The organism is Sulfitobacter sp. M22, from assembly GCF_021736025.1.
In the GTDB taxonomy this organism is placed as follows: Bacteria; Pseudomonadota; Alphaproteobacteria; order Rhodobacterales; family Rhodobacteraceae; genus Sulfitobacter; species Sulfitobacter litoralis.
Genome location: NZ_WMEC01000001.1, coordinates 1,463,552 through 1,476,733, shown reverse-complemented (window position 1 = coordinate 1,476,733; position 13,182 = coordinate 1,463,552). Strand labels below are relative to the sequence as shown.

Sequence of the window (13,182 nt, the reverse complement as noted above, 5' to 3'; positions counted from 1 at the left end):
CTTTGCCCCGCATATGGTCTGCACAAATTCGCAAGTGGGGGCAGCCATGGTTGACGACGCGCAGGAACTTGAACTCTCCCCCGATGCTGAAGATGAAGCCGAGGCATACCGGCTGAACAAAAAGGCCGTGGCATCCATCCTATATGCGGTGGAAATCGACGACGCCGCCAAGCTGACAGAGCTGATGGAACCGCTGCATGCGGCCGACATCGCCGACCTTCTGGAACAGATCAGCGCTTTTGAGCGGACCAAGCTGATCCGGCTTTATGACCGTGAGTTCGATGGTGAAATCCTGTCGGAGCTCGACGAATCGATCCGCGAGGAAGTCGTTGCGATCCTGACGCCCGAGGTGCTGTCGGATGCTGTGCGCGACATGGACAGCGATGATGTTGTCGACCTCATCGAAGACCTTGAGGATGCGCAGGCCGAAACTATTCTGGGTGCCTTGGAAGATGCAGACCGGGTCGCGGTTGAGCAGGCGCTGACCTATCCTGAATATTCAGCCGGTCGTTTGATGCAGCGCGAGGTCGTGATGGCACCGGAGCATTGGACGGTGGGCGAGGTGATTGACCACCTGCGCGCTACCCCCGAAGAAGACCTGCCTGACCAGTTCTATCACATTGTTATGGTCGATCCGCGTCTGCATCCGGTGGGCAATGTTACGTTGGGCAAACTGATGCGGTCCAAGCGCGCTACGCCCATGCGTGATATTCTGGAAGACACATTTCAGATCATCCCCGCCTTACGTGACGAAGGCGATGTGGCCTATGCGTTCAACCAGTACCACCTGATTTCGGCCCCGGTTGTCGACGACGAAGGCCGTCTGATCGGTGTGATCACCATTGATGACGCCATGTCGGTGCTCGACGAAGAACATGAAGAAGACATTCTGCGGCTTGCCGGTGTCGGGGAGGGGTCTCTGTCCGACCGCGTGATAGAGACGACCAAGCAGCGTTTGCCTTGGCTTGCGGTGAACCTTTTGACTGCGATCGCAGCGTCGATGGTGATTTCGCAGTTCGAGGCGGCGATTACGCAGATTGTGGCACTGGCCGTTTTGATGCCCATCGTCGCCTCTATGGGCGGCAATGCAGGCACTCAAAGTTTGACCGTCGCCGTGCGCGCCATTGCGACCCGCGATTTGACCGGATCGAACGTCTGGCGCGTGATCCGTCGTGAATGTCTTGTGGGGCTGGTGAATGGCCTGATTTTCGCGATCATCATGGGGATCGTCGGTATTTTGTGGTTCGGGTCACCCGCGCTTGGCTATGTAATCGCGACGGCTATGGTCATCAATATGGTCGTGGCGGGACTGGCAGGGACGGGCATCCCGATCCTGCTTGAACGCTTCGGCGTCGATCCCGCGCTTGCCTCTGGGGCTTTCGTGACAACAGTGACGGATGTCGTGGGCTTTTTTGCCTTTCTCGGGCTGGCCGCTGCGGTTTTGCTGTAATGGATATGGCTGCGACCAAAGCTGCGGCACGCAAGGCGGCTTTCGCCAGTCGCAAGCCGCTGTTTGATGCGGCAAATGCAGCCCAGGCGGGGTATTTAAGCGAAGTGCTGGCAGGGTATCGCGGCGTGCCACTGTCCGGTTTTCTCCCCATCCGCACAGAGATCGACCCGCGCCCTGCCATGGCCGAAGCGGCCGCGCATGGGCCCGTGGGTGTGCCGGTGATTATGGGGCCGGCGCAACCCTTGCGGTTTTCGCGCTGGACATCCGAGACCGCGCTGGTGGACGGTGCATTCGGGGCGCAAATCCCTGCATTGGATGATTTTTTCGACCCCGAGATTGTGATTGTACCGCTGCTGGCGTTCAACCGCTCTGGCGGGCGTCTGGGGTATGGCGGCGGATTTTACGACCGCACGCTTGAACAGCTGCGCGCACGTCGGGCGACCTTGGCGATCGGATTTGCCTTTGCGGGACAAGAGGTTGACGATCTGCCGCTTGAACCCACAGACCAGCCGCTTGATCTGATCGTGACAGAGACGGGCGTGATCGAGATCGGCTAGCCCGACCGGCACAAGCGCAAAAACTCCAGCGTCGCCCCTTGCCCTCGGGCGCTGCGCAGCCTAACGCTGGGGGTATGAAAATACTCTTCCTCGGCGATGTCATGGGCCGCGCGGGCCGCCGCGCAATCAGCGAAAACCTTTCCCGTTTGCGGACGGAATGGAAGCTCGATTTTGTCGTGGTGAACGGTGAAAACGCCACCTCTGGCATGGGGCTGTCTGGCAGCCACGCCAAAGCGCTCCTGGACGCGGGCGCAGATTGCCTGACCCTGGGCGACCACGCGTTCGATCAAAAAGACATGCTGAGCTTTATCGAACAAGAACCGCGCGTCATCCGTCCCCTGAATTTTTCCAAAAACGCACCGGGTAAAGGCGCACGGTTGTTCACCGCCCAGAACGGGCGCAAGGTGCTGGTGACGCAAGCGCTTGGTCAGGTCTTCATGAAACGCCCCTTTGACGATCCGTTTTCGGCGCTCGAACCCGTGCTCAAAACCCATCCGCTGGGGGGCATGGCCTCTGCGGTGATTGTCGATATGCATTGCGAAGCTACATCCGAAAAGATGGCGATGGGGCATTGGTGCGATGGCCGCGCCAGCCTTGTTGTGGGCACGCATACCCATGTGCCGACCTCTGACGCGATGATCCTGCCCGGCGGGACAGCCTATTTGACGGATGCCGGAATGACCGGCGACTATCATTCGGTCATCGGGATGGAAAAGACCGAACCCCTGCGCCGGTTTATCACGGGCATGCCCAAGGACCGGTTCACCCCCGCCAACGAAGAAGCGACCCTGTCCGGCGTCTATATCGAGACGGACGACCGCACCGGCAAGGCGACCCGCATCGTGCCTGTGCGTCAGGGCGGCAAGCTGCAGCAAAGCGCCCCATAACCGCCATGCTGCGGGGGATGACAGACCCGTATCCGGAATAGCGCAGGGCAGGGGCATCTGACAGTTGCCCCAAGGCGGCGCTTGCCGTGGACGAAGCAATCGACGAAACTGCAGTCTGATTTTCCTTTGCCCAAGGCCGGATATACCTGAATGGACTTTCTAAACCTGTCGGATAGCACCTCTGCAATCCTGGCGTTGACCGTTGTTGTGATCATGTTCGTCATGTTCCTGCGCGAATCCCTCCCGACCGAGGTCGTGGCGCTATCGGGGGCGGCCATCATGCTGGCGCTTGGCATCTTACCCTATGATGATGCGCAGGCGGTGCTTCAGAACTCGGCCCCCTGGACCATTGCCGCGATGTTTATCGTGATGGGGGCGCTGGTGCGCACAGGTGCGTTGGACGTGCTGACGCGCATGGCCGAACGCTATGCCAAGACGCATCCGAAAACCGCGGTGGTGGGCGTGATCATAGCGGTGATGGCGGCGTCGGCGGTTATGAATAACACGCCTGTGGTGGTGGTGATGATTCCGGTCGTGGTGCAACTGAGCCAGACGCTTGGCACCAAAGCCTCCAAACTGTTGATCCCGCTTAGCTATGCCGCGATCATGGGTGGCTCGCTGACGTTGATCGGGACCTCGACCAACCTTTTGGTGGATGGTGTCGCACGGTCGCAGGGGCTGGAGCCTTTTGGCATCTTTGAAATCATGCCCATCGGGCTGGTGGTCTGCGCCTGGGGCCTGATCTATATGGCTGTCTTCGCGCCAAAGCTGCTGCCTGCGCGTGACAGTATGGCGAATATGTTGTCGGACCGGTCCAAGATGAAGTTCTTCACCGAAGCCGTGATCCCGCCGGACTCCAACCTGATCGGACGCGAGGTGCTGGACGTGCAGCTCTTTAAACGCGAAGGCGTGCGGCTGATAGACGTGGTGCGCGGCGATCAGTCGTTGCGCCGCGACCTTGCCAGTGTCGAACTGCGGGTCGGTGACCGTGTGGTTCTGCGGACCCAGATGACGGAACTGCTGAGCCTTCAGGCCAACAAGGAACTGAAACGTGTCGATCAGGTTTCCGCCGTTGAAACCTCTACCGTAGAGGTGCTGATTACACCGGGCTGCAAAATGGTGGGTCGCACGCTTGGGGCGCTGCGCTTGCGGCGGCGCTACGGCGTGTATCCTCTGGCGGTGCACCGCCGCAACCAGAACATCGGCCGCCAGCTTGACGACCTCATCGTCAAGGTCGGTGACACGCTCCTGCTCGAAGGCGCGATGGAGGATATCCAGCGGCTTGCCTCAGACATGGATATGGTCGACGTCTCGCAGCCTTCGGCGCGGGCCTTCCGGCGCGGGCATGCCCCGATCGCCATAGCGGCGCTGGTGGGAATCGTGGTCTTGGCCGCGCTGAACGTCGCGCCGATCCTGCTGCTGGCGGTGCTTGCTGTGGCGCTGGTGCTGGTCACGGGCTGTATCGACGCGGAAGAAGCGTTCAGTTTCGTCGATGGCCGGCTGCTGGCGCTGATCTTCTCGATGCTTGCGGTCGGGGCGGGGTTGCAAAACTCCGGCGCGATCAGCCTGATCGTTGACAACATCGCGCCTTTCCTCGGCACTCTGTCACCCTTCTATGTGATCTTTGCGGTGTTCCTGCTGACGACAATCCTGACAGAGATCGTGTCGAACAACGCGGTGGCAGTGATCATGACGCCGATTGCCATCAGCCTCGGGTCCGCGCTTGGCATGGACCCGCGCCCCTTGGTGGTCGCGGTCATGATCGCAGCGTCTTGCGCCTTCGCGACACCCATTGGCTACCAGACGAACACGCTGGTCTACGGTCCGGGCGGCTACCGTTTCACCGACTTCATGCGCATCGGCATTCCCTTGAACCTGTCGATGTCGTTGCTCGTCTCCCTGATGATCCCGTTGTTCTGGTAGCGCACAGCCCGCGCTTCCAAATGGATTAAATTCCGGGGGTCCGGGGGCTGGCCCCCGGCTCCTTCACTTGGCTCTGCCCCTAAAGCGGCCAGAACACCAAAATGGCCGGAATAGATACCGCTACGACGATGATCTCCAGCGGCAGCCCCATGCGCCAGTAATCGCCAAAGTTATAGCCCCCGGGCCCGAGGATCAGGGTGTTGTTCTTATGTCCGATGGGTGTCAGAAACGCGCTTGAAGCCGCGACGGCGACCGCCATCAGGAACGGGTCGGGCGAGACATCAAGGCTTTGCGCCATCTGGATGCCCACAGGGGCGGCGACGATGGTGGTGGCGGTGTTGTTCAACACATCCGACAAGGTCATCGTGACCAGCATCAACACGGTCAGCACCACCCACGCGGGCATCCCTTGGGTCAATCCGACCAGCGCACCGGCAATCAGTTCCGTCCCGCCAGAGCTATCCAGCGCAGCCCCCAGCGGGATCATTGACCCTAGCAGGACGACGACGGGCCATTCGATATGAGTGTAAAGTTCCGACAGCGGGACGATCCGCGCCAGTACATAGGCAATCACCACCAGCCCCAAGGCCACAGGCAGATAGATCAACCCAAAGCTCGCCGCCGTGACCGCGCCGGCAAACAGGCCGATGGCAAGCCAGACCTTGTGGTTTTCAGTCACCGCCAACCCGCGGTCGGCCAATGGCAGCACGCCCAGCCATTCAACCACATGGGAGGCGGTATCGCGGGGTACCAGCAGCAGTAAAATATCGCCCACCTGCAATTCGGTCTTGCGCAGCTGCGACGTGATGCGTTTGCCGCGCCGCGACACCCCCAGCAGCACTGAGCGTTGCCGCCACGACAGACCAACTGCCTGTGCCGAACGGCCATTCATACGGGAATCGCTGGTAACCACGACTTCGATGATCTCGACCCCTTCGCCATCGGCGTGCAGCCGGTCCTCGCGGTCGGCGTCGGCGACGTGCAAATCCAGCGTGCTGCGAAACTCGTCGAGCGCGTCCGGGGTCGCTTCAAGCACCAGCGCATCGCCCGCGCGCAGGGGCAGGTTGCGCGATTGGCCGTAGCGGCGCTTGCCGTCGCGGATCACCCCCAGCATGGCGACATCAGCCTTATCGGCAACATCCTGAAGTTCGGCTAGACGCTTGCCGATCTGGGCGTTGCCTTCGGGGATCGTCAGCTCTGCCAGATAGGGGGACAGGTCTTCGGGGCCCAATACGTTGTTTTCGCGTTGCGGGATAAAGCGCCAGCCGATCAGCGCGACAAAGGCCAGCCCCGCCGCCGCCGCAATCCCCCCCACGGGGGCGAAATCAAACATGCGAAATGGCTCGCCAAGGGATTCCTGTCGGATCGAGGCGATGATGATGTTGGGCGGCGTCCCGATCAGCGTCGCCATGCCGCCAAGGATCGTGGCAAAGCTCAGGGGCATCAGGCTTAACCCCGGTGATCGCCCCGCCTTGCGAGCGGTCTGGATGTCGACCGGCATCAGCAACGCCAGTGCGGCGACGTTGTTCATAAAGGCCGATAGCACCCCGCCGATCACCCCCATCAGGGTGATATGCCCGCCCAAACTGCGCGAGGCATCGACCAGCGTGCGGGTGATCAGCAACACCGCGCCTGACCGCGTCAGCCCCGCCGATACGATCAACACCAGCGCCACCACCAGCGTCGCGGGGTGGCCAAAGCCCGCAAAGGCGTCCTTGCTGTCAACGACCCCCAGCACCACCGCGACCATCAGCGCGGAAAAGGCCACAAGGTCATAGCGAAAACGCCCCCACAGCAGCATGCCGAACACGGCGGCAAATAGCGTAAACAGAATAATTTGGTCAGTGGTCATTTCGGCATACCTTGGGTGAACTGCGCTTGCAGCACTAGCAGCCGCACCACAGGCTGTCTGCCCCAAACGCAGCCATCCCCTCTGCGTGCGCGGTGGCTTGTTCAGGTGCCTAGGCTGCCGTATAGAGAGCCAACACTGAATTTTAGCATATGAGGTCACCATGGCAGGTCACTCAAAATGGGCAAATATCCAGCACCGTAAGGGCCGTCAGGACAAACTGCGCGCCAAGGTGTTTTCAAAGCTCTCCAAGGAAATCACCATCGCGGCGAAGATGGGCGAACCCGACCCGGACAAGAACCCGCGTCTACGTCTTGCGGTGAAAGAGGCCAAGGGCCAATCCATGCCCAAGGACAACATCGATCGCGCGATCAAGAAGGCGGTTGGCGGCGAGAGCGAGGATTACGAAGAAATCCGCTATGAAGGCTATGGCCCCAATGGTGTTGCTGTCATCGTCGAGGCGATGACCGACAACCGCAACCGCACCGCGTCGACTGTACGTTCCACGTTCACCAAGAACGGCGGCAATCTGGGCGAGACAGGGAGCGTCGGCTTCATGTTCGACCGCAAGGGCGAAATCACTTATCCCGCCAGCGTCGGCGATGCCGATACGGTCATGATGGCAGCGATCGAAGCCGGTGCCGAAGATGTTGACAGCTCGGACGAGGGGCATGTGATCTGGTGCCTGGACACCGACCTCAACGAAGTAAGCAGCGCTCTCGAAGGCGAGCTCGGCGAATCCGACAGCACCAAGCTGGTCTGGCGTCCGACGACCACGACAGAGATGGACCTCGAGGGGATGGAGAAGCTGATGAAGCTGATCGACGCCCTGGAAGACGACGATGATGTGCAACGCGTCACGACGAACTTCGAAGCCTCTGACGAGGTGATGGAACAGCTTTAAGCAGCGCGCCCCGCCTCTGATATCAGTCGGGGCGCGGGGTTCGCCTTTGCAGGCACCGGTCACCACGACTTTAGAGACATAAAAAAACCGCCCCTGGCTTGCCAGTGGGGCGGTTTTTTTAATCAGCGCTTGGGCCAGAATTTATCCCAGAAGTCGCGCCATACGAAACAGACCACCCCATGCGGGTTTGGCTCTTGTCTCGGGGGCACGCTGTTGCGCAATGGCTGACAGCACGCGCTTGACGTCGTTCAAACGTCCCAACGCCTTAGAGCCGCCTGCGCTTGCCTGCACGCTTAGGATCTTGGATTGCGTGTGCAGGGCTGCTTCGATGAGCGCCAATTCATCCTGGCTGATTTCCAGCTTCTGTTTATTGTCGAACATGACAGTATTCCTTGGTTGTCTTAGAGGGGTCAGATAGGCGCTCTATCTGTGGTTCGCTAGTAGTAACGGGCCCAATCACGCAAATGTTTCGCGCCCGCAATAATAAAATTGGGGTTGCAGCGGGGGAAGGTTTTGCTTTTTGGTGAACGGCGGTGTCGCATCCTGCCGATACCACCCCAAATTCCCGACGGAGTCCTCCAGACATGACCGCTTTTTTCCCCGGCTTTGCGCTTGGTCTAACGTTGATTTTGGCCATCGGCGCACAGAATGCTTTTGTGCTGCGTCAGGGATTGCGGTTGCAGCATGTTTTCTGGGTGTGCCTGACTTGCGCCCTATCCGATGCCGTTTTGATCGCGGCGGGGGTGGCAGGATTTGGCGCGCTGGCCGTGGCGGTGCCGTGGTTCGAGACGGTTATGCGCTTTGGCGGCGCGGCGTTCTTGATCTGGTATGGCTTCCAGAATGCACGGTCTGCATGGCAGGGGGGGCATGCGCTGTCGGTCGATGGCACCGCGCCGACCAGCCTGCGCCGCACGATCCTGACCCTATTAGCACTGACTTGGCTGAACCCGCACGTCTATCTGGATACAGTTGTGCTGCTGGGGTCGATTGCTGCGCAATATGACAACCGCTTTGCCTTCGGGCTGGGGGCGGTCAGTTCGAGCTTTGTCTTCTTCTTTGCACTTGGCTATGGCGCGCGGCTGTTGGGGCCGTTCTTCAGCAAGCCGCGCAGCTGGCAGATACTGGACGGCGTCATCGCCCTGACAATGTGGGCCATTGCGTTGAAACTTCTACTGATGTGACCTTGCTCTTGCCAAAGCATTGCGGAATGTTGCGCAGATGAAAACTGCACATCCCCAAAGCCCCGTCACCGGTATCTTCTGGATGGTCGTGACCGGCCTTTGTTTCATCTGTGTGACCGCTTTGGTCAAGCATATGGGGCCGCGCCTGCCATCCTCAGAGGCTGCTTTTATCCGCTACGGCTTTGGTCTGGTGTTCCTGTTGCCTGCCATAGGCGCGCTGCGAGAGGCCAAGCTGTCGCGCCGGCAATGGGCGCTTTTCAGTGTTCGGGGCGGGCTGCACGGGATCGGGGTGATCTTGTGGTTCTACGCGATGACCCGCATCTCTATCGCCGAGGTAACGGCGATGAACTATCTCGCGCCCATTTATGTTACCGTCGGGGCCGCGCTGTTTTTGGGCGAAACGCTTGCGCTGCGCCGGATCATTGCGGTTGTGCTCGGGTTGGTCGGGGCCGCGATCATCCTGCGGCCGGGGTTTCGGGAACTGACCAGCGGACATTTCGCTATGTTGATCGCGGCGGTGGTGTTTGGCGGGGCATATTTGCTGGCCAAAGTGCTCGCGGACGAGGTGCGCCCCTCGGTGGTCGTGGCGATGATGTCGCTGTTCGTGACGCTGTTTCTGGCCCCCTTTGCACTGGCATCCTGGATTACCCCCACATGGGAGGAGATCGGAATCCTTGCCGCTGTCGCCTGCTTTGCAACCGCAGGTCACTACACGATGACGTTGGCCTTTGCTGCTGCACCCCTGACGGTGACCCAACCTGTGACCTTCCTGCAGCTGGTATGGGCAACGGCGCTTGGCGCGATTGCTTTTGCCGAACCCATTGATATCTGGGTTGTTCTTGGTGGTGCCGTGATCCTTGGCTCTGTCACCTTCATCACCTGGCGCGAAGCGATGTTGAAACGCCAGATCACACCCGCTGCACCGGCGACGAAATTTTAGCGGCACCGGCTGCTTGGATGTGACTAAATCGGGGGTTGATCCACCCTGAGGTTTTTATTGACTTGTCAGTCAATAAACGTAGATTTGATAGCCAGACGCTATCAAACCACTAAGGATTCTTTATGCCCAAAGTCGGAATGGAGCCTATTCGCCGCGACGCATTGGTCAAAGCGACGATTGCCGAAATCGGTGCCGCACAGTCTTTGGATGTGACGGTTGGCCAGATCGCGCGCCGCGCTGGTATGTCATCCGCGCTCGCGCACCACTACTTTGGCGGCAAGGATCAGATTTTTCTGGCGGCCATGCGCTATATCCTATCGGAATACAGCGCCGAGGTGCGGCGCGAACTCCGGCTGACCAAATCCCCCCTCGGGCGCGCCGAAGCCATCATCCGCGCGAGCTTTGAGGAAAGCTATTTCGATCCGGCCACTGTCAGTGCGTGGATGACGCTCTATGCCTCGTCGCGCACCAATACTGAAACCTATCGCCTGCTCGTGGTGTACCAGCGGCGCTTGCGGTCGAACCTGACCTATGCGCTGCGCCCGATCTCGGACGATCCGTCCGGGGATGCCGACACGCTGGCTGCCTTGATTGACGGTTTGTACCTGCGCGCCGCCCTGTCCGATGATGGAAATGCGCGCACCGCCAGTGACCGTGCCTTATCCGTCCTTCATATGCTCGTGGGGACCGCGGTATGACCCAGCCCAATATCCTGATCCTGATGGTTGACCAGTTGAACGGCACGCTGTTTCCCGACGGCCCCGCCGAGTGGCTGCATGCCCCGAACCTCAAAAAGCTGGCGGCGCGGTCGACGCGGTTCAAGAACGCCTATACCGCCAGCCCGCTGTGCGCGCCGGGGCGGGCGGCGTTCATGTCGGGGCAGCTCCCGTCGGCCACGGGCGTCTATGACAACGCGGCAGAGTTCGCGTCGAGCGTGCCCACCTACGCCCACCATCTGCGGCGTGCGGGCTATCAGACCTGCCTGTCGGGCAAGATGCATTTCGTCGGCCCCGATCAGTTGCACGGGTTCGAGGAACGCCTGACCACCGATATCTACCCCGCCGATTTCGGCTGGACGCCGGACTATCGCAAGCCGGGGGAACGCATTGACTGGTGGTATCACAATATGGGGTCGGTCACGGGTGCGGGCGTGGCGGAAACCAGCAACCAGATGGAATATGACGACGCCGTGGCCTATGAGGCGACGCGCAAGATTTACGACCTGTCGCGCGGTCTTGATCCGCGTCCGTGGTGCCTGACAGCCAGCTTTACGCATCCGCATGATCCGTATGTAGCGCGCAAGAAATACTGGGATCTGTATAACGATTGCGAGCACCTGCTGCCCGAGGTGTCCGATCTGGGGTACGACAATCAGGACAACCATTCGAAACGTATCTTTGATGCCAACGACTGGCGCAGCTTTGACATCACAGAGCGGGACATCAAACGCTCGCGTCAGGCTTACTTTGCCAACATCAGCTATCTCGACGACAAGATCGGTGAGATCCTGCAAACGCTTGAAGACACGCGGCAGGAGGCGATTATCGTCTTTTGCTCGGACCACGGCGATATGCTGGGGGAGCGGGGGCTTTGGTTCAAGATGAGCTTTTTCGAAGGCTCATCCCGCGTGCCGATGATGATCGCCGCCCCGCAGATGGAGGCCGGTTTGCAGACAACCGCCGTTAGCAACATCGATGTCTGTCCGACGGTCTGTGATTTGGCGGGCGTGTCCATGGACGAGGTGCAGGAATGGACCACGGGGCAATCTTTGGTGCCCATGGGGCAGGGGGTGGAACGCACCGAACCCGTCGCCATGGAATACGCGGCAGAGGCCTCTTACGCGCCGATGGTGTCGCTGCGCTATGGCAAGTGGAAGTTCAACCGCTGCGCCCTTGATCCTGACCAACTGTTCGATCTGGACGCTGATCCGCACGAGCTCACCAACCTTGCCGAGGAACCCGCCCATCAGGGGACGCGGCTGACCCTGTCGGCCAAGGCTGATGCCCGCTGGGATCTGGCTGCCTTTGACGCTGATGTGCGCAAAAGTCAGGCCCGCCGCTGGGTCGTCTACGAGGCGCTGCGCAAGGGCGGATATTATCCTTGGGATCACCAGCCGCTGCGCAAAGCGTCAGAGCAGTACATGCGCAACCACATGGATTTGAACGTGCTCGAAGACAACAAACGTTTTCCGCGCGGCGAATAGAACGACAGCCCAAGGGGTGCGGGCACTTAAAATTATAATGCACCCCAAACACGGAGGGACAATATGTTAACGACCATCATTTCGTTCGGGGTCATCATGGCCTTGGGCCTAACCGTTTTTTGTACGATCAAGTGGTGGAACCTGCCGCTGACCGGTGTGACGCCGGTGCCGCTGTTCACCTTTATCGCGATCCTTTTCACCTCGGGTCTGGATGTGGGGCTGATCATGTTCCCACTGGCCTTTGACTATCCGCTTTATGCGGACACGGGCGCGGAGCCTGCCTATGCGTTCACCAATCCGCTGGCGCTCGAATTCGGGTTCTGGGGCTTTCTGATCTGGGCCTTCTACTTCCTGACGACCTTTTATTTCTGCGCAATCGAACCGCGGGTGAAGTTCTTTGAAATTCCCGCGATCAAGCTGCTGAACAACATCGTCATCATCACCACATGTGCCTTCACCGGTGCGTTGTTCCTGATCTATATGCCGTATTACATCGCCGAGGTCGGCGACGGAGAGACGATCCTGCCGGTCTTCTACCTGATCTGCTTCCTCGTGATCCTGATTGCGGCCTTCAGTTCGACGGACCTCAAGTTCGTGCGCGTGCTTTCTGTCAGCTCGACGCTGCTGTTTCTGGCGCTGATTGCTTACATGTGGCTGAACGCCGGCATGGGACTGGGCGAATTCGCGTCAACCGCAAGCAATCTGGGCGGCTATTTCACCAACATCCACAAATTCGTCATCCCGCTGACGGATTACCACGAATTCTACCTGTTCTGGTGGTTCGCATGGTCGATCATGATCGGGCAGTTCGTGAGCCGCTTTGTGGGCGGGCTGAAGACGTGGCAGCTACTGGCGTCCTTGCTGGTGTTCCCGTCGATCCCGCTGGGGCTGTGGTTCTCGGTGCTCTATTACTACCACCTGAATGGCATCGGCACCGAAGGCTTCCCGAACTGGGCTATGACCATCGTGGGCATCGTGTTCGTGATCAACTCTTTCGACAGTCTGATCCGGCTTTACACCGATAACTTGAACTTCACGACAGAACGCTTTGGCACGGTGTCTTATGTGCTGGCCAACGCCATCGGCCTATTCGTGCTGACCCTACTGTTCCAAAGCCAATGGCTGCAAATCCAGTGGGTCGGGACCATCGTGATCGGCATCTACCTGCTGGCGCTTGGCTATATGTTCTTTGTCAAACGCCGCCACCTGCACGGGCTGGATGGCAACGCCAATGTGGCTGCCGAATAAACCGTAAACCTATCACAGGCCTCGCCGTACGGGCGGGGCC

Annotated in this window: 12 protein-coding genes; 10 read left to right on the top strand and 2 right to left on the bottom strand. The window is 59.7% G+C overall.

The annotated features are described in order from the left end of the window. The first annotated feature begins 46 nt into the window (after positions 1–46). The 4 genes from mgtE to GLP52_RS07375 all read left to right on the top strand — a co-directional run bounded on the left by mgtE (position 47) and on the right by GLP52_RS07375 (position 4,817). Positions 47–1,450, top strand: a complete 1,404-nt coding sequence (mgtE, locus tag GLP52_RS07390) for a magnesium transporter (protein WP_093733823.1) — start codon at positions 47–49, stop codon at positions 1,448–1,450. Further along, positions 1,450–2,007 carry a 5-formyltetrahydrofolate cyclo-ligase gene (locus GLP52_RS07385; RefSeq protein WP_093733824.1) on the top strand — a complete coding sequence of 186 codons (558 nt, stop codon included), beginning with the start codon at positions 1,450–1,452 and terminating at the stop codon, positions 2,005–2,007. The genes mgtE and GLP52_RS07385 overlap by 1 nt, the downstream gene beginning before the upstream one ends. A 74-nt stretch (positions 2,008–2,081) precedes the next feature. Beyond that, positions 2,082–2,894 carry a TIGR00282 family metallophosphoesterase gene (locus tag GLP52_RS07380; protein WP_093733825.1) on the top strand — a complete coding sequence of 271 codons (813 nt, stop codon included), beginning with the start codon at positions 2,082–2,084 and terminating at the stop codon, positions 2,892–2,894. Positions 2,895–3,044: 150 nt separating this feature from the next. Then, entirely contained in the window at positions 3,045–4,817 is a 1,773-nt protein-coding gene (locus tag GLP52_RS07375) for an SLC13 family permease (RefSeq protein ID WP_237271972.1), read from the top strand. A gap of 79 nt (positions 4,818–4,896) precedes the next feature. Here GLP52_RS07375 and GLP52_RS07370 read toward each other — a convergent pair whose 3' ends face one another. Next, entirely contained in the window at positions 4,897–6,669 is a 1,773-nt protein-coding gene (locus tag GLP52_RS07370) for an SLC13 family permease (RefSeq protein WP_093733320.1), read from the bottom strand. Between the two features lie 160 nt (positions 6,670–6,829). Here GLP52_RS07370 and GLP52_RS07365 point away from each other — a divergent pair, with 160 nt between their 5' ends. Then, the gene (locus GLP52_RS07365; RefSeq protein WP_093733319.1) at positions 6,830–7,570 is read left to right on the top strand and encodes a YebC/PmpR family DNA-binding transcriptional regulator; all 741 of its coding nucleotides are present in this window, start codon (positions 6,830–6,832) and stop codon (positions 7,568–7,570) included. A 141-nt stretch (positions 7,571–7,711) separates the two neighbouring features. Here the strand turns inward: GLP52_RS07365 and GLP52_RS07360 are convergent, their stop codons facing one another. Continuing rightward, positions 7,712–7,951, bottom strand: coding sequence for a hypothetical protein (locus GLP52_RS07360; RefSeq protein ID WP_093733318.1), 240 nt, complete (start codon positions 7,949–7,951; stop codon positions 7,712–7,714). A 203-nt stretch (positions 7,952–8,154) separates the two neighbouring features. Here GLP52_RS07360 and GLP52_RS07355 point away from each other — a divergent pair, with 203 nt between their 5' ends. The 5 genes from GLP52_RS07355 to GLP52_RS07335 all read left to right on the top strand — a co-directional run bounded on the left by GLP52_RS07355 (position 8,155) and on the right by GLP52_RS07335 (position 13,142). Next, complete coding sequence (locus tag GLP52_RS07355) at positions 8,155–8,751, top strand: LysE/ArgO family amino acid transporter (RefSeq protein ID WP_093733317.1); 597 nt, start codon at positions 8,155–8,157, stop codon at positions 8,749–8,751. A gap of 37 nt (positions 8,752–8,788) precedes the next feature. Then, the gene (locus tag GLP52_RS07350; protein WP_093733316.1) at positions 8,789–9,691 is read left to right on the top strand and encodes a DMT family transporter; all 903 of its coding nucleotides are present in this window, start codon (positions 8,789–8,791) and stop codon (positions 9,689–9,691) included. Positions 9,692–9,813: 122 nt separating this feature from the next. Further along, positions 9,814–10,389: a choline-binding transcriptional repressor BetI gene (betI, locus tag GLP52_RS07345; protein WP_093733315.1), complete on the top strand. Its 576-nt coding sequence runs from the start codon at positions 9,814–9,816 to the stop codon at positions 10,387–10,389. After that, entirely contained in the window at positions 10,386–11,894 is a 1,509-nt protein-coding gene (gene betC, locus GLP52_RS07340; protein WP_237271971.1) for a choline-sulfatase, read from the top strand. The genes betI and betC overlap by 4 nt, the downstream gene beginning before the upstream one ends. Before the next feature lie 63 nt (positions 11,895–11,957). Then, on the top strand, positions 11,958–13,142 hold the full coding sequence (locus tag GLP52_RS07335) for a BCCT family transporter (RefSeq protein ID WP_237271970.1): 1,185 nt from the start codon (positions 11,958–11,960) through the stop codon (positions 13,140–13,142). The last annotated feature ends 40 nt before the right edge of the window (positions 13,143–13,182 follow it).